Annotated in this window: 25 protein-coding genes; 15 read left to right on the top strand and 10 right to left on the bottom strand. The window is 59.2% G+C overall.

The window, feature by feature from the left end; translation table 11 throughout:
• Positions 1-2 precede the first annotated feature (2 nt).
• A complete protein-coding gene (locus tag G0Q00_RS00385) occupies positions 3-659 on the bottom strand; it encodes a TetR/AcrR family transcriptional regulator (RefSeq protein ID WP_163035441.1) in 657 nt (218 codons plus the stop codon).
• Positions 660-825: 166 nt separating this feature from the next.
• Here G0Q00_RS00385 and G0Q00_RS00380 point away from each other — a divergent pair, with 166 nt between their 5' ends.
• The 5 genes from G0Q00_RS00380 to G0Q00_RS15825 all read left to right on the top strand — a co-directional run bounded on the left by G0Q00_RS00380 (position 826) and on the right by G0Q00_RS15825 (position 4,490).
• The gene (locus tag G0Q00_RS00380) at positions 826-1,242 is read left to right on the top strand and encodes a Fur family transcriptional regulator (protein WP_163035440.1); all 417 of its coding nucleotides are present in this window, start codon (positions 826-828) and stop codon (positions 1,240-1,242) included.
• Between the two features lie 109 nt (positions 1,243-1,351).
• The gene (locus G0Q00_RS00375; RefSeq protein WP_163035439.1) at positions 1,352-2,224 is read left to right on the top strand and encodes a DMT family transporter; all 873 of its coding nucleotides are present in this window, start codon (positions 1,352-1,354) and stop codon (positions 2,222-2,224) included.
• A gap of 83 nt (positions 2,225-2,307) precedes the next feature.
• Entirely contained in the window at positions 2,308-3,582 is a 1,275-nt protein-coding gene (gene eno, locus G0Q00_RS00370) for a phosphopyruvate hydratase (protein ID WP_163035438.1), read from the top strand.
• 39 nt (positions 3,583-3,621) lie between these two features.
• Positions 3,622-4,128 carry a GNAT family N-acetyltransferase gene (locus G0Q00_RS00365; protein WP_163035437.1) on the top strand — a complete coding sequence of 169 codons (507 nt, stop codon included), beginning with the start codon at positions 3,622-3,624 and terminating at the stop codon, positions 4,126-4,128.
• A gap of 194 nt (positions 4,129-4,322) precedes the next feature.
• On the top strand, positions 4,323-4,490 hold the full coding sequence (locus tag G0Q00_RS15825) for a hypothetical protein (protein ID WP_239058284.1): 168 nt from the start codon (positions 4,323-4,325) through the stop codon (positions 4,488-4,490).
• Positions 4,491-4,531: 41 nt separating this feature from the next.
• Here G0Q00_RS15825 and G0Q00_RS00355 read toward each other — a convergent pair whose 3' ends face one another.
• Complete coding sequence (locus G0Q00_RS00355) at positions 4,532-4,864, bottom strand: GYD domain-containing protein (RefSeq protein ID WP_163035436.1); 333 nt, start codon at positions 4,862-4,864, stop codon at positions 4,532-4,534.
• Positions 4,865-4,986: 122 nt separating this feature from the next.
• Here G0Q00_RS00355 and G0Q00_RS00350 point away from each other — a divergent pair, with 122 nt between their 5' ends.
• Entirely contained in the window at positions 4,987-5,412 is a 426-nt protein-coding gene (locus G0Q00_RS00350) for a cupin domain-containing protein (RefSeq protein ID WP_163035435.1), read from the top strand.
• Here the strand turns inward: G0Q00_RS00350 and G0Q00_RS00345 are convergent, their stop codons facing one another.
• Positions 5,413-6,687 (bottom strand): divergent polysaccharide deacetylase family protein, encoded by a 1,275-nt coding sequence (locus G0Q00_RS00345; protein ID WP_163035434.1) that lies wholly within the window; start codon positions 6,685-6,687, stop codon positions 5,413-5,415.
• 130 nt (positions 6,688-6,817) lie between these two features.
• On the opposite strand from G0Q00_RS00345, the gene G0Q00_RS00340 reads away from it, so the two are divergent.
• From G0Q00_RS00340 to lexA, 6 genes are all read left to right on the top strand, one after another.
• Positions 6,818-7,399, top strand: coding sequence for an aminodeoxychorismate/anthranilate synthase component II (locus G0Q00_RS00340; RefSeq protein ID WP_163035433.1), 582 nt, complete (start codon positions 6,818-6,820; stop codon positions 7,397-7,399).
• A complete protein-coding gene (trpD, locus tag G0Q00_RS00335) occupies positions 7,396-8,412 on the top strand; it encodes an anthranilate phosphoribosyltransferase (protein ID WP_163035432.1) in 1,017 nt (338 codons plus the stop codon). The genes G0Q00_RS00340 and trpD overlap by 4 nt, the downstream gene beginning before the upstream one ends.
• A 150-nt stretch (positions 8,413-8,562) precedes the next feature.
• Positions 8,563-9,363, top strand: a complete 801-nt coding sequence (gene trpC / locus G0Q00_RS00330) for an indole-3-glycerol phosphate synthase TrpC (protein ID WP_163035431.1) — start codon at positions 8,563-8,565, stop codon at positions 9,361-9,363.
• A complete protein-coding gene (moaC, locus tag G0Q00_RS00325; protein WP_163035430.1) occupies positions 9,360-9,854 on the top strand; it encodes a cyclic pyranopterin monophosphate synthase MoaC in 495 nt (164 codons plus the stop codon). Before trpC ends, moaC begins: the two co-directional genes overlap by 4 nt.
• Positions 9,854-11,026, top strand: coding sequence for a gephyrin-like molybdotransferase Glp (glp, locus tag G0Q00_RS00320; RefSeq protein WP_163035429.1), 1,173 nt, complete (start codon positions 9,854-9,856; stop codon positions 11,024-11,026). Before moaC ends, glp begins: the two co-directional genes overlap by 1 nt.
• A 143-nt stretch (positions 11,027-11,169) precedes the next feature.
• Positions 11,170-11,868, top strand: a complete 699-nt coding sequence (lexA, locus tag G0Q00_RS00315; protein ID WP_163038194.1) for a transcriptional repressor LexA — start codon at positions 11,170-11,172, stop codon at positions 11,866-11,868.
• A 75-nt stretch (positions 11,869-11,943) separates the two neighbouring features.
• Here lexA and phaR read toward each other — a convergent pair whose 3' ends face one another.
• From phaR to G0Q00_RS00300, 3 genes are all read right to left on the bottom strand, one after another.
• On the bottom strand, positions 11,944-12,504 hold the full coding sequence (phaR, locus tag G0Q00_RS00310) for a polyhydroxyalkanoate synthesis repressor PhaR (RefSeq protein WP_163035428.1): 561 nt from the start codon (positions 12,502-12,504) through the stop codon (positions 11,944-11,946).
• Positions 12,505-12,680: 176 nt separating this feature from the next.
• On the bottom strand, positions 12,681-13,124 hold the full coding sequence (locus G0Q00_RS00305; protein WP_163035427.1) for a phasin family protein: 444 nt from the start codon (positions 13,122-13,124) through the stop codon (positions 12,681-12,683).
• Positions 13,125-13,276: 152 nt separating this feature from the next.
• The gene (locus G0Q00_RS00300) at positions 13,277-15,082 is read right to left on the bottom strand and encodes an alpha/beta hydrolase (RefSeq protein ID WP_163035426.1); all 1,806 of its coding nucleotides are present in this window, start codon (positions 15,080-15,082) and stop codon (positions 13,277-13,279) included.
• A gap of 111 nt (positions 15,083-15,193) precedes the next feature.
• On the opposite strand from G0Q00_RS00300, the gene phaZ reads away from it, so the two are divergent.
• The gene (phaZ, locus tag G0Q00_RS00295; RefSeq protein ID WP_163035425.1) at positions 15,194-16,510 is read left to right on the top strand and encodes a polyhydroxyalkanoate depolymerase; all 1,317 of its coding nucleotides are present in this window, start codon (positions 15,194-15,196) and stop codon (positions 16,508-16,510) included.
• Between the two features lie 80 nt (positions 16,511-16,590).
• Here the strand turns inward: phaZ and G0Q00_RS00290 are convergent, their stop codons facing one another.
• The 4 genes from G0Q00_RS00290 to G0Q00_RS00275 all read right to left on the bottom strand — a co-directional run bounded on the left by G0Q00_RS00290 (position 16,591) and on the right by G0Q00_RS00275 (position 19,779).
• A complete protein-coding gene (locus G0Q00_RS00290) occupies positions 16,591-17,316 on the bottom strand; it encodes an alpha/beta fold hydrolase (RefSeq protein ID WP_163035424.1) in 726 nt (241 codons plus the stop codon).
• A gap of 66 nt (positions 17,317-17,382) precedes the next feature.
• Entirely contained in the window at positions 17,383-18,351 is a 969-nt protein-coding gene (locus G0Q00_RS00285) for a carboxylesterase (RefSeq protein ID WP_163035423.1), read from the bottom strand.
• Positions 18,348-19,097 carry an alpha/beta fold hydrolase gene (locus tag G0Q00_RS00280; protein ID WP_163035422.1) on the bottom strand — a complete coding sequence of 250 codons (750 nt, stop codon included), beginning with the start codon at positions 19,095-19,097 and terminating at the stop codon, positions 18,348-18,350. The genes G0Q00_RS00285 and G0Q00_RS00280 overlap by 4 nt, the downstream gene beginning before the upstream one ends.
• A gap of 13 nt (positions 19,098-19,110) precedes the next feature.
• Positions 19,111-19,779, bottom strand: coding sequence for a DNA-3-methyladenine glycosylase I (locus G0Q00_RS00275; protein ID WP_163035421.1), 669 nt, complete (start codon positions 19,777-19,779; stop codon positions 19,111-19,113).
• A 160-nt stretch (positions 19,780-19,939) separates the two neighbouring features.
• Between G0Q00_RS00275 and thrS the strand changes: the two genes are divergently transcribed.
• Complete coding sequence (thrS, locus tag G0Q00_RS00270; protein WP_163035420.1) at positions 19,940-21,886, top strand: threonine--tRNA ligase; 1,947 nt, start codon at positions 19,940-19,942, stop codon at positions 21,884-21,886.
• Between the two features lie 413 nt (positions 21,887-22,299).
• The gene (locus G0Q00_RS00265; protein WP_163035419.1) at positions 22,300-22,593 is read left to right on the top strand and encodes a DUF2282 domain-containing protein; all 294 of its coding nucleotides are present in this window, start codon (positions 22,300-22,302) and stop codon (positions 22,591-22,593) included.
• Positions 22,594-22,648 lie beyond the last annotated feature (55 nt).

Genomic DNA, 22,648 nt, shown 5'->3' with positions numbered 1-22,648 from the left:
CGCTATTTGGGTGGTGTCATCACCGCCTCAAGGATCAACCGCGCCGAGGGCTCGAAACTGCGGGCAAAAGCATAGCGCGAAAACGCCTCGCGAATGTCCTCTGGCAAGCCTGTCGGATCTCGTTGTGAAGACAGGTCGAATTGCGCGGCACCTTGAAGGCTCATCATAAGGGCTGTGGCCAAAGGCTCGGCCATGTCTGGGGACACGCGCGTCACATGGGCCAAGTGCTCTGCCCATTCCGCACTCAGCGCAAGCAACTGACGCTTTGCCGCAAAAAGTGGTTCGTCCGCCACGTTCGATTCGATCACCGCCACAAGGCGCGCGTACATCGGCAGGAAAAGCGGCGTTGTCTGCGCATGATCGGTCATGCAGCGCGCGATCTGGGCGGCACTATACCCAAGCGCCACATCGCCCTTGAAGCGTGCCACGACCGTGCGCATCGCCTCGATGAACAACAGCAAAAACAGCTCTTCTTTCGACCGCACATACAGATAAAGGGTGCCCTTCGCCAAACCAGCCCGCTTGGCCAGCGCGCTCATTGTCACGCCGTCAAAGCCCGCTTCGTCGATCATGTCACGCGCAGCCGACAAGATCATGGCCTGGCGTTCGGCCTTCTGATCCTCAGATATTGCGCGTTTGATATTCTGGCCAACCGTCATGGTTCGCAGCCTCTTCCCCACACTGACTGCTGATCAATTAACAGTCCCTCCCATTTCTATGGAACACAGGGGGAAAAGTCACCCCATCCACCAGATTTTGCCGCCCCCCTTTGCCTGCCTGAAATTTCACGGCATAAGGGGCGGGCATCAAAACACCGAGGGGCTTATGGCAGGCGCATCCATTTTGAAACGTTGTGAAGATATGGGGCTGCGCATGACCGATCAGCGCCGCGTGATTGCGCGTGTTCTGGAAGATGCCCATCACGACCACCCAGATGTAGAAGAGCTGCACGCCCGCGCCGCCGCGGTGGACAACCGCATTTCGCTGGCGACCGTCTATCGTACTGTGAAGCTGTTCGAAGAGGCCGGCATTCTGGTGAAGAACGAGTTCGGTGACGGGCGCGCGCGCTATGAAAGTGCGGATCGCGATCACCATGATCACCTGATCGACCTGACTACCGGAGAGGTGATCGAGTTCCTCGACCCGGAAATCGAAGCGCTTCAGGAAAAGATCGCCGCCAAGCTGGGGTTCGAGCTGAAGGGGCACCGGCTGGAACTGTACGGCGTGCGCAAGAAAGACTAAGGCGCACCGCCATCCATCACGCACCGTGATTGGATACATCACCGAATCCCCCCTTGCCGCAGTTCAGCAAATCGGTTTCTGTCGCCGGACGCACTGAACGGATCGGAACATGCAAAACATTCGCGGCATCATTCTTATTACCTTTTCGATGGCGGCTTTCGCTGCGGAAGACACGTTCATCAAATCGATGTCGCGCGGCATTCCCGTGTCCGAAGTGCTGATCTTTCTGGGATTGGGCGGGATGATCGCGTTCGGTGTCATGACGTATCTGCAACGTGGCACGCTGGCCCCGCTGGTGCATCGCGACATGCGCTCGCCCATTATGCTGTGGCGCAACGCGTCTGAGGCCGTCGCCGCCATGTTCTTCATCACCGCCTTGTCGCTGGTACCGCTGTCGACCGTCGCGGCCGTGTTTCAGGCTACGCCGCTGGCCATCACCGCAGGGGCAGCCTTGTTTCTGGGTGAACAGGTTGGCTGGCGCCGCTGGAGCGCCATTGGCATTGGTTTCATTGGCGTCTTGATCATCATCCGCCCCGGCGGTGACACGTTCCAATTGGCGGCCCTGCTGCCGCTGGGGGCAGTGATCACGATCGCCGTGCGCGATCTTCTGACCCGCCAGATGGATCCCTCGATCCCATCCGTCAGCGTGGCCTTCTATGGCTTTGCGTCGGTTGTTCCGGCTGGGATCATTCTGGCGCCGATCAATGATTCCTTCGTCATGCCTCAGGGCATCGAATGGGCCTACATGCTGGGGGCCGTCATCTGTGGCGTGTCGGGCTATTACGCCATCGTGCAGGCGATGCGTATCGCTGAAACCGCGATCATCATGCCGTTTCGCTATATGCGACTGATATTCTCGATGATCCTTGGCATGCTGATCTTCGCCGAACGCCCCGACAGCTGGACCTATCTGGGGGCGGCCATCGTTATTGGTACCGGAATCTACATGTTCCTGCGCGAACAGCAGGCCCGCGCGCGCTAACATTTCCCTGCCCTGTTGTCGTACCGCGCGGAACGCGCTAAAGACGCCTCAACTGAAGTTTTCTTCTTATTGGGAGCGCTAACATGAGCACCATCGTCGATATTTTCGCCCGCGAGATTCTGGACAGCCGCGGCAACCCCACCGTCGAGGTGGACGTTATTCTGGAAGACGGCACGCTGGGCCGCGCTGCTGTGCCTTCGGGCGCATCGACCGGTGCGCATGAAGCTGTGGAAAAGCGTGACGGCGACAAGGCGCGTTACATGGGTAAAGGCGTTCTGGCCGCTGTTGAAGCCGTAAACGGCGAGATCGCGGACATGCTGATCGGTTTCGACGCGACCGAACAGGAAGCCATCGACGCCGCCATGTGTGAGCTGGACGGCACCCCGAACAAAGCCCGCTTGGGCGCGAACGCCATTCTGGGCGTCTCGCTGGCTGTGGCCAAAGCCGCTGCCGATGCGTCGGCCCTGCCGCTGTATCGCTATGTGGGTGGCGCTTCGGCCCGCGTTCTGCCGGTTCCGATGATGAACATCATCAATGGCGGCGAGCACGCCGACAATCCGATCGACATTCAGGAATTCATGATCATGCCGGTTGCTGCGGAAAACATCCGCGAAGCCGTGCGCATGGGCGCCGAAGTGTTCCACACCCTGAAAAAAGAGCTGTCGGCCGCTGGTCTGTCCACCGGCATCGGTGATGAAGGTGGCTTTGCCCCCAACATCGGCTCGACCCGCGCAGCGCTCGACTTCATCATGAGCTCGATCGAGAAAGCAGGCTACAAGCCGGGCGAAGACATCTATCTGGCCCTCGATTGCGCCGCGACCGAGTACTACAAGGACGGCAAATATGTTCTGGCTGGCGAAGGCAAATCGCTGACCTCGGAAGAAAACGCCGACTACCTGAAAGCGCTTTGCGACGACTACCCGATTATCTCGATCGAAGACGGTATGGACGAAGACGATTGGGACGGCTGGGTCGCCCTGACCAAAGCCATCGGTGACAAGGTGCAATTGGTGGGTGACGACCTGTTCGTGACCAACCCCGCCCGTCTGGCCGAAGGCATCGAAAAGGGTGCTGCCAACTCGATGCTGGTCAAAGTGAACCAGATCGGTTCGCTGTCGGAAACCCTGAAAGCCGTCGACATGGCCCACCGCGCGCGCATGACCAACGTCATGTCGCACCGCTCGGGCGAGACCGAAGATGCCACCATCGCCGACCTCGCCGTTGCCACCAACTGCGGCCAGATCAAAACCGGCTCGCTGGCCCGTTCGGACCGGTTGGCGAAGTACAACCAGCTGATCCGCATCGAGGAAAGCCTGGGTGCGACTGCTGAATATGCAGGGCGCAGCATTCTGAAGTAATACCAAAACGTGTTAGACTTCCCTCAAAGGGAGCCTGCCATGTTGGACATCATAGAACCGAATACGCCGGACCAGCTTGATGCGGTCCGGCGTCTTTGTTGGGAATACCATGCCTATCTGCGCGCGCTCAGCCCATTTGACGCCGAGTTAGTTGATGCATTCTACCCACGTGAAAAATATCAGAAAATTGTCGACAATCTTGAGCACGAGCACGCCTCTCCGGGTGGGGCCATGCGACTTGCGTTGAAGGAGGGAGAACCCGTTGGCTGCGGCATGTATCATGCGCTGGACCCAGACACGGCCGAAATCAAACGCGTCTATGTTACCGACGCAGCGCGCGGGACAGGCGCCGGTTACGCGCTGATGGAGGCCTTGATCACTCAAGCCCGCAATTCTGGGTTTGCACGCATTCTGATGGACACGTCGAAGCCTCTGAAGTCAGCCCAGAAACTTTACCTGTCCATGGGGTTCACACCGCGCGGGCCGTACCAGCCTCTGCCCGAAATCGGAGAAGGGCATATTCTTTTCTTTGAGATGACGCTCTAGCCGCCGATCGCACGCCCACATGACAACTTCGTCATCCCGGTTGCCCCGCGTCCGCCAGCCCCTAAACTTCCTGCATGGCTTCTATCGCGCAATATCAAGTTCATCTCATGCTTCTGCTCTTCGGGATTGGGGCGGTCGGGACAGTGTTTCTGTTCCGTAACCCGCCGGGGCACACCACATGAAAACTGGCGGATTTGGTCTGGGTTTTGCTGGACGGGGTCGGCGCGCTGAAAGACGAATGGGAATACCTTCAACAGCATTCCGGCATCCTGATCTGGCAAGTGATTGCACTGTGCATGGTCAGCTTCACGGCCCCGTTCCGACTGGGCAAATCCATCACTGAACTGCGCCACAGCATGTGAGGGGCGGGCGTCTTAATATAGCCAGCCCGCCCAGCGTTGCTTCAGCTTCCGACGGTTTGATAATTTGCGCGCCCTTTGCCAGCGGCTTCCATCGCCTTCATCGCGTCTTTGCTGGTCATCAACTTAGTCGTGGACCCGCCGGACATCATGCCCGACGCCCCAACCACCAAGGCACAGGCCGCCATCGTGCTATCGTCCGGCGCTTCGATCAGCGCCACAACATCATCTTCCCCGAAACAGAAAAACAGGTGGTGCAGCTTGCCCCCCATGTTTTCGATCATCGCCCCCGCGGCGGCTTCGCGGTCTTGCGGTTCATCGACCAAAGCACGCAGACTGTCCGTGCTGTAGCGGCCCCTAAATAGATAAAAAGACATATCAACCTCCTGATTGGAAATGAATGATAGGTCCCTGCCCTGCCTCGCCACTCGTGAATGCGCGGATCCTACCACATATTCCGACTCGCGCGTATCCATCGAAAGGCTATAGGCTTGAACACATGACTCCGGACCAGATCATTCAACACCTCGACCTCGCCCCGCATCCCGAAGGCGGGCATTATCGCCAGACATGGGTGGATACCGATGCCGACGGTCGCCCCAGCGGCACCTGCATCTATTTTTTGTTGAAAGAGGGCGAGCAAAGCCATTGGCACCGCGTCGATGCGAGCGAGATCTGGCTGTATCACGCGGGCGCGCCCTTGGTGCTGTCCATGTCTGAGACCGATAAAGGCCCTGCCTCGAATCACATGCTTGGGCCCGACCTTGCCGCCAGGCAGATGCCGCAGATCATCGTCCCGAAGGGTCACTGGCAAGCGGCGCACACGACCGGGGCCTATACGCTGGTCAGTTGCACCGTCTCGCCGGGGTTTCAGTTCGAGGGCTTCACGCTGGCCGCGCCCGGCTTTGACATTCCGCGTGCCTGATCAGGATCCACCAAGAAGAACAGCCGACACCGGCACCATCGCGACCGAGCCGACGCGGTTGCCCACGCTCCACTCAACCAAAGCGGCCAGCGTTTGCGGGACCGCGCGGCCCATCAGGATCACGCCATCTTCCTGATCGGCCTTGAAGGCAGCATTGTCCAGAAAACGTCGGATCACCTTGTTGTCCTGTCCGCTTCCATCCAGGTCGCGGAACACCAACCCCGCGGGCACGCCGGTTTTCAGCGCATTCTTATGACCGGTATTCAACCCCGCAGGCTGGGTGATCAAACCATGGCCAGACACGATAAGGATCTCTGAGACCTGACGCGACAGTGGCGCGTTGGTCTGGAAACCGCTGTCAGGCGCCATATAAACCGCAACCCCCATATTCAGCGCGGACTGTTGCACTTGCAGGTTCACCTCGGCATCTGTCGGAGTGGCTTCGGGTGGCAGATCGGCCTGCATCACCAGTTCGGCCCCAGCCGCGCGATAGAACGCGATGGCATCGTCCAGATCGGGCGCGGTGACATCCAGAATGACGCTGACCGGGAAGGGAAGCTTGTTGAGCCCTTCAAGCTTGGTGCGCTCTGGCCCCATATCCTTCAGCACAACCGCCATCAGGGGACGCCCGCCAATATCCGCAACGGGCACCGAGTTCCGCTCGATCGCCAAGGGCGAGGACGACAGATCAAGCAGAGCCGTAGCAAGCGATTGCCCCAAATCTATCGCGGGCGCCTCTTCCGCGGCGTCAGCCGAGCCGATGCTGGGCAGACGATTGGTGGTCACACCGGGGGCTTGGTCTTCAAGGGGCGCAACACTTGTGCCCAGCCCGCTGCGCGCGTCCGTGGTCACTTCGGGATCAATGGCGCTCGGCTCTGCGGCCTCAGGTGCAGTGGTTTCAGGTTCTACGGCGACAGGGTCGGTTGTGGCGGGTTGCGGCTGAACGTCCTCTTCGTCCGCTGCTTCGCTGGCGGAGGGAGCTGCCGGCGCTGTTCCGGTATCGTCAGCCTCATCTGCCGGTGCGGGCGTGGGCTCGGCAGGTTGCTCTGCCGGAGCAGGCTCCGTCGATTCTGGCGCACTTTCCGCTTCCGACACAGCGGTATCTGCTGGCGCGTCCTCAATAACCACGGGGGCTTCAACAGGGACCGAAGCATCAACTGGGGCGACTGGTGCGGTGGCCACCTTAATAGGCGGTAGCATCGGCGACACGAACGCCAAACCGACCGCAGAAACAATCCCGCCGCAAATTACGCCTGTAAGGAAGCCTTTTGCCATGGCTTTTACCCCCTGATTACTCGATTGATCCCGCGCCGCTCTTGACCCTCGGCGCTTGCCTGGACCATGTATAGCCCGACAAGGGCTTTTCGTAACCCCTTCTGATACAACTTTGGCGAAAGGCCGCGACATGATCCTGCTGATCGATAACTATGACAGCTTTACCTACAACCTCGTCCATTACTTTGGCGAGCTTGGGGCCGATGTGGTCGTGCGTCGCAATGATGCGCTGGATGTGCAAGAAGCGATGGGTATGGGCGCGGATGGGATCGTCCTGTCCCCCGGCCCCTGTGACCCGGCGCAAGCGGGCATCTGCCTGCCGCTGACGCTGGCTGCTGCCGAAGCGAAAGTACCTCTTTTTGGTGTCTGTCTGGGCCATCAGACGATTGGCGAGGCGTTCGGCGGCGACGTTGTCCGCGCGCCCGAAATCGTACATGGCAAGATGGGTACGGTCCTACACGAAGGCAAAGGCGTGTTCGAAGGCCTGCCCTCGCCCCTGCAGGCCACGCGCTATCACTCGCTGGTGGTGGATCGCGCCACCCTGCCCGACTGTCTTGAGATCACGGCCGAGCTGGACAACGGTCTGATCATGGGTCTGCGCCACAAAGAGCTCGAGATCGAGGGCGTGCAGTTCCACCCCGAAAGCATCCGGTCGGAACACGGCCACGCGATGCTGGAAAACTTCCTGAAGAAAACAAAGGTGGCGGCATGAGCGACGCGATGAAACCCCTGATTTTTGCAGCCACTGAAGGCCCGCTGTCGCGCGGACAGGCCGAAGACGCGTTTGAAGAGCTGTTCGAAGGCCGCGCAACACCTGCGCAAATCGGCGCGCTTCTAGCGGCAATGCGCACGCGTGGGGAAAGCGTGGCGGAATACTCTGCTGCTGCTGCCGTCATGCGCGCCAAGTGCAACGCGGTAAACGCACCTGAAGGTGCGATGGACATCGTGGGCACAGGCGGCGACGCGTTGGGCACCCTGAACATCTCGACCGCGACAGCCTTTGTTGTGGCAGGCGCGGGCGTGACTGTTGCCAAGCACGGCAACCGCAACCTGTCGTCAAAATCGGGCGCAGCGGACGCGCTGACCGAGATGGGCGTGAACGTGATGGTCGGCGCGGACGTGGCCGAACGTGCGATCAACGAAGTCGGGATCGGCTTCATGATGGCCCCGATGCACCACCCGGCGATCAAACACGTGATGCCCGTCCGTCAGGAAATGGGTTGCAAGACCATCTTCAACATTCTTGGCCCGCTGACCAATCCGGCAGGCGTCAAACGCCAGTTGACCGGCGCGTTTGCGGCGGATCTGATCCATCCGATGGCCGAAACGCTGTTGGCTCTTGGGTCCGAGAAAGCCTGGCTGGTGCATGGCTCCGAAGGGATGGACGAGATCTCGATCACCGGGACCACGGCTGTGGCGGCGGTCGAGGATGGTGCGGTTCACACCCGCGAAATTCACCCCGAAGACGCAGGCCTGCCGGTGCATCCGCTGGCCTCGATCCTTGGCGGCGAGCCTGCCGAGAACGCCGTCGCCTTCCGGGCGCTGCTGGATGGTGCGCCCTCCGCCTATCGCGACGCAGTGCTGTTCAACGCCGCTGCGGCTTTGATCGTGGCCGACAAAGTGGGCGACCTGAAATCCGGCGTCGAGATGGCAGCCGAGAGCATCGACAGCGGCGCTGCGAAAGCGAAGATCGAGGCGCTGGCTGCCCTGACCTCGGCGGCTTAAACCTTTCGCCCGGCGGCACGCCGGGCAACGCCCGTCCGCCCCCACCGGGCGGGCGTTATACGCCCACCCGACGGACGGCCGATGCCCTTCACACATTCGAAGCGCGCATTCCGCCTTCCATCCGCCCCCTGCCCGCGCTAGAACCAGCGCATGAGCACTGTTCTAGACAAAATCAAAGCCTACAAACTCGAACATGTGGCCGCGTGCAAAGCCGCCCGCCCCCTGTCCGAGGTCGAGGCCGCCGCCCGCGCCGCAAGCCCCACCCGTGGCTTCGCGGCGTCCCTGATGAAAGACGCCCAAACCGGCTATGGCCTGATCGCTGAAGTCAAGAAGGCCAGTCCCTCCAAAGGCCTGATCCGCGAGGACTTCAATCCTCCAGAGATCGCCAAAGCTTACGAGGCTGGCGGCGCGTCCTGCCTATCTGTTCTGACCGACGCGCCGTCCTTCCAAGGCGCGGATGAGTTCCTTGTGGCTGCCCGCTCTGCCGTGTCGCTGCCTGCGTTGCGCAAGGATTTCATGTATGACACCTATCAGGTCGCCGAAGCCCGCGCCTTGGGCGCTGACTGCATCCTGATCATCATGGCGTCCGTCGAGGACAGCCAAGCGCAAGAGCTTGAAGACGCAGCCTTTTCCTGGGGTATGGATGTTCTTGTAGAAGTGCATGACGAAGAAGAGCTGGAACGCGCGACGATCCTGAAATCTCCCCTTCTGGGTGTGAACAACCGCAACCTGAAGACCTTCGAGACGACACTCGACACCACCCGCCGCCTGTCGAAATTGGCCGGGAAAGAGCGTCATCTGGTCTGCGAAAGTGGCCTCTTTACCCCGCAAGATTTGGCCGACATGGCCGAGCACGGCGCGCGCAGCTTCCTGATCGGCGAAAGCCTGATGCGTCAGGACGATGTCGAGGCCGCAACCCGCGCCATTCTTGCAGACCCGGTGCCCGCATGAGCGATAGCCCCCTGACCCATTTCGACGCCGAGGGACAGGCCCATATGGTCGATGTCTCGGACAAGGCTGTGACAGACCGCGTTGCGCTGGCGGAAGGCTTCGTCCGCATGACACCCGAGACGCTGGCGCTTGTCACCTCGGGCACGGCCAAGAAGGGCGACGTGTTAGGCATTGCGCGCCTGGCTGGGATCATGGGGGCCAAGAAAACCTCGGACTTGATCCCGCTTTGTCATCCGCTGCCGATCACGAAGGTCGCGCTGGAGCTCGAGCCGCAGCCCGACTTGCCCGGCGTGCGCATCACCGCCACTGTGAAAACCGGCGGCCAGACCGGCGTGGAAATGGAAGCCCTGACCGCCGTGTCGACCGCCTGCCTGACGGTCTATGACATGCTCAAGGCGGCCGAGAAGGGTATGGAAATCACGGGCATTCGCCTTCTGCGCAAAGAAGGTGGGAAATCGGGAACTTACACGGCAGATTCTGGGGCAGACTGATGATCACGGTGAACGAGGCGTTGGACGCAATTTTTGAGCTGGTCACGCCTTGTGGAACCGAAGAGGTGCCGTTGGCCGAGGCCGCAGGCCGCGCCCTCGCCGCGCCCGTCACCGCCACCCGCCTGCAACCGCCCTTCGCCGCTTCGGCGATGGATGGCTATGCGCTGAACGGCGTGGAAGCCGACCCCGAAGCGATGTTCCGCGTGATTGGTGAAAGTGCCGCCGGTCATGGATTTGACGGCCGCGTCGGCCCCGGCGAATGCGCGCGCATCTTCACCGGCGCCCCCCTTCCAGAAGGCACCAATCGCGTCATCATTCAGGAAGATGTGACCCGCAAGGGCAATCTGGTCACGCTCGCCCGCAAGCTGGACAAAGGTCCGCATGTGCGCCCAGCCGGTGCTGATTTCAAACCCGGCGACACAATCCCCGCTCCGCGTGTGCTGACGCCCGCTGATCTGGCACTGGCGGCGGCAATGAACGTCCCCACCCTGACCGTCTCCCGCAAACCCATCGTGGCGCTTCTGGCCACCGGGGACGAGCTGGTCATGCCCGGCGAGGAACCGGGCCCGGACCAGATCATCGCCTCGAACAGTTTCGGCCTAAAGGCTCTGATCGAAGCGAACGGAGGGCATGCCCGCATGCTGCCCATCGCGCGCGACAATGCCGACAGCCTGCGGACTGCGCTGGATCTGGCCGCGGATGCGGACCTGATCGTGACCATCGGTGGCGCCTCGGTCGGGGATCATGACATCGTCGGCGAGGTCGCAGCCGAGATGGGCATGGATCAGAGCTTTTACAAAGTCTTGATGCGCCCCGGGAAACCCTTGATGGCGGGTCGCATGGGCGACGCTGTGATGATCGGACTTCCCGGAAATCCCGTGTCCTCAATGGTTTGCGGTCATGTCTTCCTTGTCCCGGCGCTTCGCGCCATGCAGGGGTTGGGCGAAGCTGCCGCCCCTCGGCACCACGCCACGCTCGCCGATGATATTGGCCCGAATGGCCCCCGTGAACACTATATGCGTGCCCGCGTCGACAACGGCGAACTCACCGTCTTCGACAGCCAAGACAGCGCCCTTCTGAGCGTGCTTGCGCAAGCCAATGCGCTGCTGGTACGTCCGATCGCCGCCCCAGCGCTGAAAGCCGGCGCGCGGGTTGAGTATCTGCCGATCTGACCCTCGTGGCCGCCCACCGGCCTGCGCTTGACACAAAAAGAGAACATGGGTAGAACAGAACTTGAACGCCCCGCGACGAGGGCCTTGGGCTAAAGGTCAAAATTCACTCCTTTTGCCCCATGAATGAGGACGGAGGAACGCAGATGCTGACCCGCAAGCAGTTGGAACTTCTGGAATTTATCCACCAGCGTATGCAAAAGGATGGGGTATCGCCGTCCTTTGACGAAATGAAAGAGGCGCTGGACCTGCGCTCCAAATCCGGCATTCACCGTCTTATTACAGCGCTTGAGGAACGTGGCTTCATCCGTCGCCTCGCCCATCGCGCCCGTGCGATCGAGATCGTAAAGCTGCCGGAAACCATGGAAAATTCGGGCCGTGCCGGGTTCGAACCACGTGTTGTTGAAGGTGGACGTCCTGAAAGCACTCCCAAAACCGCGATGCCGCTAGAGGCGCTTGGCGTGAACGAGCTTCCGCTTCTGGGCCGGATCGCCGCGGGTGAGCCGATCGAAGCCATCACCGATGGGGCACAGCATGTGTCTGTACCCGGTGCGATGCTGGGTTCTGGCGGACGTCACTATGCGCTTGAAGTCAAAGGCGACAGCATGATCGACGCCGGGATCAATAATGGCGATGTCGTTGTGATCCGCGAAACCAATCAGGCCGAGAATGGCGACATCGTGGTCGCGCAGGTGGATGGTTATGAGGCGACGCTGAAACGCTATCGCAAGAACGGCGACATGATCGCGCTTGAGGCCGCAAACCCCGCCTATGAAACCCGCCTTCTGCCCGAAGGTCAGGTGAAGGTGCAGGGCAAGCTGGTTGGGCTGATCCGGACCTACTAGGTCTTCACGCGACACGCGAAACGAAGAAAGCCCGGTCTGTGCCGGGCTTTTCCATGTGATCAGTGGACGCGTGTTTTAGCTGAGTTTGGACAGTTTCGACTGAAGCTCGACCAGCTGTTTCTTTATTTTTTCCAGCTCGTCTGCATCACCGCCCTTGCTGTCTGGCTCGCCATCTTGCGTGGGGCCTGCCGTCCCAGAAAACCCGCTCATCATTGCCTTCATGAAGGCTTCCTGCTGGGCCTGCATGGCCTCAAACCCCGGCATGTTCGCCATGGGATTGCCCATGCCACCAAAGTTTTCCATCATCTTCGACTGACCATCACGCAGCATCTCGAAGCTGGCCGCAAGGAACTGCGGTACAATGCTTTGGGCCTGCGTGGTATAGGAACGAACCAGATCTGTCAGCACATCAACCGGCAGAACATTTTCGCCGCGGCTTTCATGCTCGGCAATGATTTGCAGCAGATACTGACGCGTCAGGTCATCGCCGGATTTCAGGTCGATGATCTGCACCTCACGCCCATCACGGATGAAGCCCGCAATGTCGTCCAAGGTTACGTAATCGGACGTTTCGGTATTGTAGAGCCGCCGGCTGGCATATCGCTTGATCAGCAGCGCGTCCTGAGACTTGTTCATATTACCTCCCCGCAGAAATTTATCTTTCTGCACTGCAAAATCCTAACATTGCAGCAGGTAAAGGCAAGACTTTTGCTCAAATTCCGTGCGGTAGCCAGAAAAAGAAAAGGACGGGTCGATGACCCGTCCTTCAGGAAGATGCCGGTAGGGAGGAGTGCTCCGGCGTATATCCTTGCTTATTTCGAGGTTGCCTTCTTGGCAGCTTTCGAAACTTCATCGGTTGCTTTTTTAACAGCAGCCTGAGCTTCTTCGCCCATCTCTTTGCCGGCAGCCATCATCAGCTCAACGGTTTCAGCTTGAACTTTTTTAGCAACTTCAGCGAAAGCAGCCATGTTTTCAGCGGCCAGCTCAGCCTGAGCCGAAGCGAAGTCGGTCATGGCTTTGGTGTAGTCGGTTGCTTCGTCTTTGGCAGTCGCAACGTCGCCCATTTTGGCCAGAGTTTCTTTGGTCCATTTGGTCGAGATCTCAGCCGATTTGTCAGCAGCCTGCAGGGCTACTTTCGACATTTTCTCACCCAGGGCAGCCTGGTTTTTGAAAGCGTCTTGAGCGATCGACAGATCCATCGGGAAGTTGGCCATCATGTCCTGGAATACTTTGGTGTAGTCTTGAGTCTTGGTCATCTTAAAGCTCCTAGAGTAGCGGGGGCGCCGGGAGAAAGCGCCGTTCTGTTTCTGCAACCAATATGTATGCTGCAGTGCAGCAAATCAAGCTTTTTTCTGCACTGCAGCATACAACACTTTAAGTTGTTGATTTTCCAAGCCCTTAGATGGCTTCAGCCCTTGGGAACCGCCTTTACGTAGGTGCCAGGTGCCGGAGCAAGTGGCTCGTGCGACGAATCACCGGGCACGCGAGCATCGATCTTTTTGCCGGATTTCTTCGACAACCACTTGTCCCATCGGCCCCACCACGATCCTTCATGGAAGCTGGCGCTTTCCTGCCAGTCCTCGGGTGCCTCGGGCCAATCTTCATTGGTATAGTGGCCGTACTTCTTCTTGGACGGCGGGTTCACGATCCCTGCGATATGACCGCTTTCGGACAGAATGAACGTTTTGTCCTTCCCGGACATCTGTCGCATTCCAGAATAAGAAGACTTCCATGCCGCGATGTGATCTGTCTCGCACGCGATGGCGCAGATCGGTGTTTCCACGTCCGCCAGCGTCAGAGTTTCGCCAAGCAAGCCAAACCCATCCTGCGCGAATTCATTACCCACACATAGCCCACGCAGATATTCCACTGTCATCTTGGCAGGCAGGTTGGTGCTATCGCCATTCCAATAGAGCAGATCAAAGGCAGGTGGCGTCTTGCCCAGCATGTAGCTGTTGATTGCCGGACCATAGATCAGATCATTCGGGCGCAGATACGAGAACGTCCGCGACATGAAGAAGCTGTCCAGATAGCCACGTTCGGTCACCTCTTCTTCGATCCCGTCAACGAAGTCTTCATCCAGGAACACTCCGACCTCGCCCTGATCCGAGAAATCGGTCAACGTGGTAAAGAAGGTGGCCGAGTTCACGGACTTGTCGCCACGCTTCTTCATCAGCGCAAGCGTCAGCGACAGCGTGGTGCCTGCAATGCAATAGCCAACCACGTTCACTTTTTGCTGGCCGGTGATCTCTTTCACTTCGCGGATCGCAGCCATATAGCCGTCCTCCACATAATCCCCCAGCCCCACATCACTGTAAGACGCATCCGGATTTACCCAACTGACCACGAACAGCGTATAGCCCTGATCGACGATCCATTTGATCAGGCTGTTCTGCGCTTTCAGGTCCATGATGTAGAATTTGTTGATCCAGGGCGGGAAGATGATCAGAGGCCGCGCGTGCACCTTATCGGTCGTCGGTGTGTACTGGATCAGCTCGATCATGCGGTTGCGATAAACAACTTCTCCGGGGGTAGTGGCGATGTTGCCACCGACTTCGAAAGCGCTTTCATCCACCAGCTTGACCAAAAGCTCGCCATCATTGGCTTCCAGATCCGACACGAGGTTTTCCAACCCATCGACCAACGACTGGCCATTGGTCTCGATCGCGCGTTCCATCGCGTCCGGGTTGGTGCCCAGGAAGTTGGTCGGGCTCATCATGTCGATCATCTGCTGGGTAAAGAAATCCAGCCGCTTGCGTTCGTCTTCGTCCAGACCTTCCACACCGCTCAGTGCCTCAGCCATAGAGCTCGATGTGATCTGATATTGGCGCTTTAGATAGTTGAAATAGGGATGCGTTTCCCAAAGGGGGTTTGAAAAACGGCGATCCTTGGGGGACGGATCTTCAGGCGCCTTGAGTTCTCCGCCAATCAGCGCGGCCTGTGCCTCGACCGCATGTTCCAGCGTTTTGCCCCAGAAGGCGGCCTGCTGTTCGATCATCTTTGCGGGGTTGGCCATCATGTCCGACCACATCGAATTGGCCGCCTTGATGTAGAATTCCTGCCCCGGTCCTTGAAGGCTGGGACGCACAGTTTTTCGGTGTGACATGATCTCGCCTAGGCGTGTGGACAGCTCTTCAATCTTTGCGAGATTCGCGCCCAATTCGCTGGCATCCGGCACCAGACCTGCCGAAGTTTCCTTTTGATCAGTTGTCATAACACGAATTCCCCCCTATCATTTCGCTACTGCAGCATATCAAAAACCGCATGTGTTAAAGACTATGCAAACGCAGAAACAAAAAAGCAAAGGCTATTTAGGGGATTGCGCATGCGCTACATGGCGACCTACGACCTGATGGAGACCATCCGAAACACGAATCAGTGGCTTGGTGCTACTGCCGCAGCGATGGGTTCCTACCCGGCGACTGCCCTGTTCCCCAGCCCAGTATTTCAAATGATGGCCGCCTGGGGCGAAGTCACCGAGCGCAGCTTTCACCGTATGATTGTCAAGCCGGACTGGGGCATCACCAGCGTGGTGGCCGAAGATGGGCGCGACCACGTGGTCCAGATCGAGAAGCTGGTCGAGCGTCCCTTTGGCGACCTGATCCAGTTTAAAGTTCTGGGCCGCCCGGAAAAAGCGCGCCGCGTGATGCTGGTTGCCCCCATGTCGGGCCACTATGCAACGCTTCTGCATTCGACCGTCGCCAGCCTTCTGCCCGACGCAGAAGTTTATGTTACCGATTGGCACAATGCCCGCGACATCCCGGTCAGCGAAGGCAAGTTCGACGTCGAAGACTACACGCTTTACCTTGTCGATTTCATGCGCGCCCTTGGCCCGGACATCAACGTCGTGGCCGTGTGCCAACCTGCCCCGCTGACGCTGGCCGCCACCGCCTATCTGGCCGAGATCGACCCCGAAGCACAGCCCCAGACTCTGACCCTGATTGGTGGCCCGATCAACCCGGACGCCGCTGCCACTGATGTTACCGACTTTGGCCGCCGCGTGACGATGGGCCAATTGGAAGAGCTGGCGATCCAGCGTGTTGGCTTTAAATATGACGGTGCGGGCCGCATGGTCTATCCGGGCCTGCTGCAGCTTGCTGGCTTCATGTCGATGAACTCCGAGACCCACTCGAAAGCTTTTGCAGATCAGATCATGCGCGTCGCCAAGGGCGAGGCCTCGGACCACGACAAGCACAACCGTTTCTATGATGAATATCTGGCCGTTATGGACATGACCGCCGAATTCTATCTGTCGACCGTAGAGCGTCTGTTCAAAAACTGCGAAGTCGCGAAGAACGAGTTCGTCGTGGATGGCCACAAGATCGATATTGGCGCCATCACCGATGTTGCCGTGAAAACCGTCGAAGGCACCAAGGACGACATCACCGCCCCCGGCCAGTGTATCGCTGCGCTGGACCTGCTGACGGGTCTGTCGGACGACAAGAAGGCCAGCCATCTGGAAGAAGGTGCCGGTCACTATGGTATTTTCGCGGGCAAGAGCTGGCGCAACAACATCCGCCCGCTGGTTCTGGACTTCATCGACCAGAACGCCGGGCGCCACGCTGCGCAGGCTGCCAAGAAAAAGGCCGCCAAAAAGGGCAAGCCAGTTGCTGTGAAGGCCGTGAAGAAAGCGGCCAGCTAAACCAGCGGCTAAAGACACAAAAAACGCGCCTGCCCACCGGCATGGCGCGTTTTTTCATGTCCATGTCTAAGAGGCATGCTTTATGCGATCGCGCGTACCCGCAATTGAAGCGGCAACTCCATCCAGGCACGCAGGCCGATATTCACATGCTCGGGCGTTTCCAGCGTCGGCAGATGGCCTGCGTCCGGCAGGATGACCAGCTCGGCATCCTGGACCAGCTCGGCCATGGTTTCATGGCGTTTTGGTGGGGTCATCGTGTCATGCGCACCACACATCACCATCGTCGGCACCTTCAACCGTTGAAGTGCGCGCTGCGCATCTGATCGACGTTGCAGAGCGCGGGCTTGGCGCACGAAGGTCTCGGGCCCAATGTCACGCGCCATCTGGAACACAAGCTCCATAATCTCGTCCCGCTTGGGTCCGGGCGCTAGCACATCGGGCGAGAATGCCTCGGACATCGCTTGGTCCAGCCTGCCGATATTGGCATGCACGATCTGCGGCTCGCGCCACGCGGCCTGCGCAGGCGAGTCAGCCAAGGGCGAGGTCGAGATCAAAGCCAGCCGATTCACCCGGTCCGGCGCACGCCGCGCCATCTCCATCGCGACGATCCCGCCAAGGCTGAGCCCCGCCAAAGCAAAGCGCTGCGGCAGCTGATCAAGGATCAAGGCTGCCATCTCGCGCACGGTCTCGCCCTGTGTTGGCGCGGCGGTTATCACCGTGTAATCTCTGGACAAATCGCCAATCTGCGGCCCGAAAACCCGTGCGTCGCACATCATTCCGGGGATCAAAACCAATGGTTCCCTCATGCCTGCCTCTTATATTTTTTTATCTTCTTTAGCAGAACTGTGGGCGCCCATCCGGATGGGCGCAAGTTATAACCCGCGCGCCCAGTCCAGAATTTTTGCAACCGTGGGATCTGTGCCATTCGGGCTGACAATGTCGCCCGCCAACACATGCCCCATCGGATCCTCGGCCACCCCGGGTGACACCACGTGCCGATGCACGATCCCGCCCCAGCCTGCGGCAACCTTCTCGATCGCGTCAGCCGAGACCACCTGATCCTCTTTCGCATAGATGAACAGCGCTGGCACATCGACGATCCCATAGCCCGAATTCGCCGCAACCTTCACCATCGCCGCCATCGGCATCAGCGCGGTGGTCGGATAGCTTTCGGTCCAGTATTTGGCTTGCGCATCGTTGATCGGCGTGAAGCCACGGTTGGCGCCCATGATCAGGGGCACCCAGTGACGCGCAGCCGGGAAGGTCAGAAGAGCAGCTTTGGAAGCCTTGATTCCGAAATTGGGGGAGATGAAGGTGATCCCCTTCACTGCTTTGGATGCCGCTTCATCAAACATGCCAAGCGCAGTGACGGTGCCGCCAGTCGAGGTCGAGATGATCAGGACTTCATCCCCGATGGCACGTCCGATTGCCATCGCCTCGCTGAAATCGACCATCCAGTCATTGACTGTTGGACCGGCCATTGCCTCAGCGCTACGTCCGTGCCCGGCTAGACGGGCGTTATAAAGGTTTGCCCCAAGCCCCTCGGCCACCAGCTGCTGGGCCGGGCTGATTTCCTGATGGGTGGCGGAAAAGCCGTGGATATAGACGACGGACAAGGGCGTCTTCTGCCCTGCTTCGCCCGCCCAGACGATCTGCTTTTCTGCGCCCTCGACCAGATCGTCGAACACCGCTTCGCGGCTCGCCAGATAGGCATCGGGATCCGGGCCGATAGCGGCTTCATCAAATTGAATATTCAGGTCAACCGGCTCGTACGGGCCGATTACGAACAGGGCGGCAACCACTGCGGAGACGCCCATTGCGGCGCGTAACGGGCCCTTCATGCTGCACCTCGGGCCAGAACGACCTTGACCATTTTCTGGATCGTACGCAGGCATTCATCGTCCGAGAACCTGTGATCCGCCCCTTTCACAAGGATCAGACGGATATCATCGCCTTCGACATGTTCCAGCAGTTTCACCGCTTGCGAGGTCGGCACCGCGTCGTCTTCCGTCCCCTGCAAGAAGCGCACCGGCATATCCAACCGCAGAGGCGAGCGCAGCACCATCTGGTTCCGGCCATCCTCGATCAGGCGTTTGGTGATGATGTAATCCTCGTCATAGTCGGAGGGGATGGACAGAAAGCCCTCGCGCTCCATCTCTTCTTTCTGTGCGTCAGAGAAACTGGCCCAGTATCCATCTTCGGTGAAATCCGGCGCGGCAGCGATGGTCACCAACCCCATGATCCGCTCGGGCCGTGCGCGCGATAGCAAGAGCGACTGCCAGCCGCCCATCGAACTACCGACAGCCAAGATCGGCCCGTCGATCAGATTGTCGACAACTTCCAGCGTATCCTCGTGCCATTCGCCAATACTGCCCTCGGCAAACGTGCCCGAGCTGACGCCGTGGCCCGAATAGTCAAACCGCATGAAGGCGCGGCCTTGCTCTTTCGCCCAAGCCTCAAGCGCAACGGCCTTGGTGCCTTCCATGTCCGATTTCAGACCAGACAGGAACAGGATCGTCGGCCCCTGCCCCTCGGTCTTCACATAAGCAATGCGGCGCCCCTGCGCCGTGTCGAGATATGCGGTCAATCCTCTATCCTTCTTAGTCGATACTATATGCTAAAACGCGCGAGATTTCGGTGAAGCTGCGCCCGCTTTCCTCGTGCCATCTGTTGAACGCCGCCTGCACAGCTGCCTTGGCCGCTTTCGAGGTCGGCGCCTTGTCGATTACCCCTTCGGCCACCAACCGCGCCACCACGTCCCGCGTCATCATGAACCCGTCGCGTCCCATCCGCCGAAGCGCATAGGCGCCGGTGTTGCCACCCAGCCGCGCGCCATTGGCTTTCAGCCAATCGAGCAGCCCGAAATAGTCGTCCGCCGGCCAATCTCCGATTTTCCGTCCAAAGCTACCAGCTTCTTGGGCAACCGTTTGAATGAACACGGCGTTTTCTTGGATGGACCGGATCTTGGGCGCACTGCGAATGACACGTTTGTCGGCCAAAAGTTCGTCAAACCAGTCCTCGGACATCATGGCGCAGCGACCAATGTCGAACCCGTGAAAGGCCTCTTCGATGCCGTCCCACTTGTTGACGATCACCTGCCACGCCAGTCCCGCCTGGAATATCCCCTTGGCAAAACAGGCAAGCCACGCGCGGTCATCCTGCGCCGCCAACTCGTCAGCTGATTTCGGCTCTGGAATGTCGTCCAGAACGGCCCCGAACGAGCCTTTGCGTTCGACCGCCATCATCAGAATGTCGTCAAATTTACGCATGCGCCCCTCCTGCCCCGCATCTTGCCCCCACCCCACCTGAATGCAAGCCGATTTTCGGGTTGCCGCCGTTGACTTCGCGACGCGCACGGGTAAAAACACGCGCAGACATAACCCGCAACCGGGCGTTCCGTGGGCGCCAAAACGACGAGGAGCTAGGCCAATGAGCCAGATTTCCCTTACATTTCCCGATGGCAATGCGCGTGCGTTCGACGCAGGTGTAACCCCGGCCGAGGTCGCTGCCAGCATTTCCAACTCGCTGGCCAAAAAGGCCATTTCCGCCACTGTGAACGGGGCCCATTGGGACCTGCAATGGCCGATCAATGACAACGCCGACATCGCCATTCACACGATGAAGGATCCCGATCAGGCGCTGGAACTGATCCGCCACGACTTTGCCCACGTGATGGCGCGCGCCGTGCAAGAGATCTGGCCGGACGTCAAAGTCACCATCGGCCCGGTTATCGACAACGGTTGGTACTATGACTTCGACCGGGAAGAGCCGTTTACGCCCGAAGATCTGGGCGCGATCGAAGCAAAGATGAAAGAGATCATCAACAAGCGCGATCCCGTCACGACCGAGATCTGGGAACGTGACCGCGCGGTGAAATTCTATGAGGCCAACAACGAGCCCTATAAGGTCGAGCTGATCGAAGCCATTCCGGGCGACGAACCACTGCGTATGTATTGGCACGGTCATTGGCAGGACCTCTGCCGTGGTCCGCACCTGCAACACACGGGCCAGCTGCCCGCAGACTCGTTCAAACTGATGAGCGTTGCTGGTGCCTATTGGCGCGGAGATTCAGATCGCGCCATGCTTCAGCGCATCTATGGTGTGGCCTTCCAGAACAAAGAGGGCCTTAAGAAACACCTGCACATGCTGGAAGAGGCCGCCAAGCGCGACCACCGCAAGCTGGGCCGCGAGATGAACCTGTTCCACATGCAGGAAGAAGCCCCCGGTCAGGTGTTCTGGCACCCGAACGGCTGGACCATCTATACCGAACTGCAGGACTATATGCGCCGCCAGCAACGCAAAGGCGGCTATGTCGAGGTGAACACGCCTCAGGTTGTGGACCGCAAACTGTGGATCGCCTCGGGTCACTGGGACAAATACCAGGAAAACATGTTCATCGTTGAGGTGGACGAAGATCACGCCCGCGAGAAGGCGGTGAATGCGCTGAAGCCCATGAACTGCCCCTGCCACGTTCAAGTGTTCAATCAGGGCCTGAAATCCTATCGCGACCTGCCCCTGCGCATGGCCGAGTTCGGATCGTGTGCGCGCTACGAACCTTCGGGTGCGTTGCATGGGATCATGCGGGTACGCGGGTTCACGCAGGATGATGGGCACATCTTCTGTACCGAAGATCAGATCACCGACGAAACCGCACGTTTCATCGCGTTCCTGTCCAAGGTCTATGCTGACCTCGGCTTCCACAACTGGACCATCAAACTGTCTACCCGTCCGGAAAAGCGGATCGGGGAAGATGAAAGCTGGGACCGCGTGGAAAAAGCACTTGGTGACGCCTGTAATGCAGCGGGTTACGAGTACGAGATCCTCGAGGGCGAAGGCGCGTTCTATGGTCCGAAGCTTGAGTTCACCCTGACCGACGCAATTGGTCGCGACTGGCAGTGTGGCACGCTGCAGGTGGACCCGTTCCTGCCGGAACGTCTGGAGGCGAACTATATCGGTGAAGACGGCGCCAAGCACCGCCCGGTCATGCTGCACCGCGCGACACTGGGTTCGTTCGAGCGGTTCATCGGCATCCTGATCGAAGAACACGCAGGCAAACTGCCCTTCTGGCTGGCCCCGCGTCAGGTGGTTGTGGCCTCGATCGTGTCGGATGCGGATGATTATGTGCATCAGGTCGTCGAGACCCTGAAAGCTCAAGGTGTCCGTGCCGAGGCCGACATCCGCAACGAAAAGATCAACTACAAGGTCCGCGAGCATTCGGTCGGCAAAGTGCCGGTCATTCTGGCCGTCGGCATGAAAGAGGTCGAAGAGGGCACCGTGTCGATGCGTCGTCTGGGCGAAAAGCACTCGAAAGTGCTGCCACTGGACGAAGTCACCGCTGAACTGGCCAAGGAAGCCACAGCGCCCGACCTGGCCTGACCCCTCAAAACCCCAATTGAAGCGCCCTTTGACCCGGTCAGAGGGCGCTTCTTTGTATCTTGGGGGTGTTACACGGGTTCACAAAACACGTGAGCCAGCGCCTGCCGCAACGCAGAAAGCTGTAACATTACAAAAATCTGCGTTTCCAATCCTGAAAGATGTGAACCGCGCGACAGCGTTTTCGTTACAATTCATTACCGCGCAAATTTGCCAACCCGGCGGAAACGCAAGTTTTCTTGGGCAATCGCAAATCCCCCAACAGCCCAATCGTTCACGCCCGCGTTATATGCCGCTCGCGCTGACCTGACAGGCCCGTGATCCACGTTTTCGTGAGTGGAGACGGTCCATTCCCACGGCTAGCTTTTCCTTACCGCTTTGAGGCGGAACGAATTACAAACCCGAAAGGAAATACGATGTCGAAGAAAACTGTAGCCATCCTGGGCGCCGTCACTGCTGCTGTAGCTGCCAACGCTGCTCCGGCTTTTGCTGAAGACAATGAAAAATGCTTCGGCGTTTCGCTGGCCGGCCAGAATGACTGTGCAGCTGGTCCCGGCACCACCTGCGCCGGTTCGTCGACCGTCGACTATCAAGGCAACGCATGGAAGCTGGTTCCGGCCGGCACCTGCGAAACCATGGAAATCACCGATGCAGACGGCAAAATGCACAAAGGTTCGCTGGAAGCCACCGAGATGAACCTGCCCGGCTAATGCGCTCGGATATCTGACTAGTCCCTAAAAGACAGCTCTGGCCAAGGCCGAATTG

The sequence above is a fragment of the Aliiroseovarius sp. PrR006 genome (assembly GCF_010500215.1).
Taxonomy (GTDB): domain Bacteria; phylum Pseudomonadota; class Alphaproteobacteria; order Rhodobacterales; family Rhodobacteraceae; genus Aliiroseovarius.
This window is presented reverse-complemented; position numbering and strand designations above follow the sequence as displayed.

Bases quoted from the DNA above. Each gene is read 5' to 3' on its own strand.
- G0Q00_RS00340 (WP_163035433.1), top strand. From the start codon at position 6,818: ATGATCCTGCTGATCGATAACTATGACAGCTTTACCTACAACCTCGTC.
- G0Q00_RS00375 (WP_163035439.1), top strand. From the start codon at position 1,352: ATGCAAAACATTCGCGGCATCATTCTTATTACCTTTTCGATGGCGGCT.
- G0Q00_RS00275 (WP_163035421.1), bottom strand. From the start codon at position 19,779: ATGCGTAAATTTGACGACATTCTGATGATGGCGGTCGAACGCAAAGGC.
- phaR (WP_163035428.1), bottom strand. From the start codon at position 12,504: ATGAACAAGTCTCAGGACGCGCTGCTGATCAAGCGATATGCCAGCCGG.
- G0Q00_RS00300 (WP_163035426.1), bottom strand. From the start codon at position 15,082: ATGACAACTGATCAAAAGGAAACTTCGGCAGGTCTGGTGCCGGATGCC.
- lexA (WP_163038194.1), top strand. From the start codon at position 11,170: ATGCTGACCCGCAAGCAGTTGGAACTTCTGGAATTTATCCACCAGCGT.
- G0Q00_RS00350 (WP_163035435.1), top strand. From the start codon at position 4,987: ATGACTCCGGACCAGATCATTCAACACCTCGACCTCGCCCCGCATCCC.
- G0Q00_RS00345 (WP_163035434.1), bottom strand. From the start codon at position 6,687: ATGGCAAAAGGCTTCCTTACAGGCGTAATTTGCGGCGGGATTGTTTCT.
- G0Q00_RS00385 (WP_163035441.1), bottom strand. From the start codon at position 659: ATGACGGTTGGCCAGAATATCAAACGCGCAATATCTGAGGATCAGAAG.
- thrS (WP_163035420.1), top strand. From the start codon at position 19,940: ATGAGCCAGATTTCCCTTACATTTCCCGATGGCAATGCGCGTGCGTTC.
- G0Q00_RS00380 (WP_163035440.1), top strand. From the start codon at position 826: ATGGCAGGCGCATCCATTTTGAAACGTTGTGAAGATATGGGGCTGCGC.
- glp (WP_163035429.1), top strand. From the start codon at position 9,854: ATGATCACGGTGAACGAGGCGTTGGACGCAATTTTTGAGCTGGTCACG.
- trpD (WP_163035432.1), top strand. From the start codon at position 7,396: ATGAGCGACGCGATGAAACCCCTGATTTTTGCAGCCACTGAAGGCCCG.
- G0Q00_RS00290 (WP_163035424.1), bottom strand. From the start codon at position 17,316: ATGAGGGAACCATTGGTTTTGATCCCCGGAATGATGTGCGACGCACGG.
- G0Q00_RS00285 (WP_163035423.1), bottom strand. From the start codon at position 18,351: ATGAAGGGCCCGTTACGCGCCGCAATGGGCGTCTCCGCAGTGGTTGCC.
- eno (WP_163035438.1), top strand. From the start codon at position 2,308: ATGAGCACCATCGTCGATATTTTCGCCCGCGAGATTCTGGACAGCCGC.
- G0Q00_RS00265 (WP_163035419.1), top strand. From the start codon at position 22,300: ATGTCGAAGAAAACTGTAGCCATCCTGGGCGCCGTCACTGCTGCTGTA.
- phaZ (WP_163035425.1), top strand. From the start codon at position 15,194: ATGCGCTACATGGCGACCTACGACCTGATGGAGACCATCCGAAACACG.
- G0Q00_RS00365 (WP_163035437.1), top strand. From the start codon at position 3,622: ATGTTGGACATCATAGAACCGAATACGCCGGACCAGCTTGATGCGGTC.
- G0Q00_RS00305 (WP_163035427.1), bottom strand. From the start codon at position 13,124: ATGACCAAGACTCAAGACTACACCAAAGTATTCCAGGACATGATGGCC.
- G0Q00_RS00355 (WP_163035436.1), bottom strand. From the start codon at position 4,864: ATGTCTTTTTATCTATTTAGGGGCCGCTACAGCACGGACAGTCTGCGT.
- trpC (WP_163035431.1), top strand. From the start codon at position 8,563: ATGAGCACTGTTCTAGACAAAATCAAAGCCTACAAACTCGAACATGTG.
- moaC (WP_163035430.1), top strand. From the start codon at position 9,360: ATGAGCGATAGCCCCCTGACCCATTTCGACGCCGAGGGACAGGCCCAT.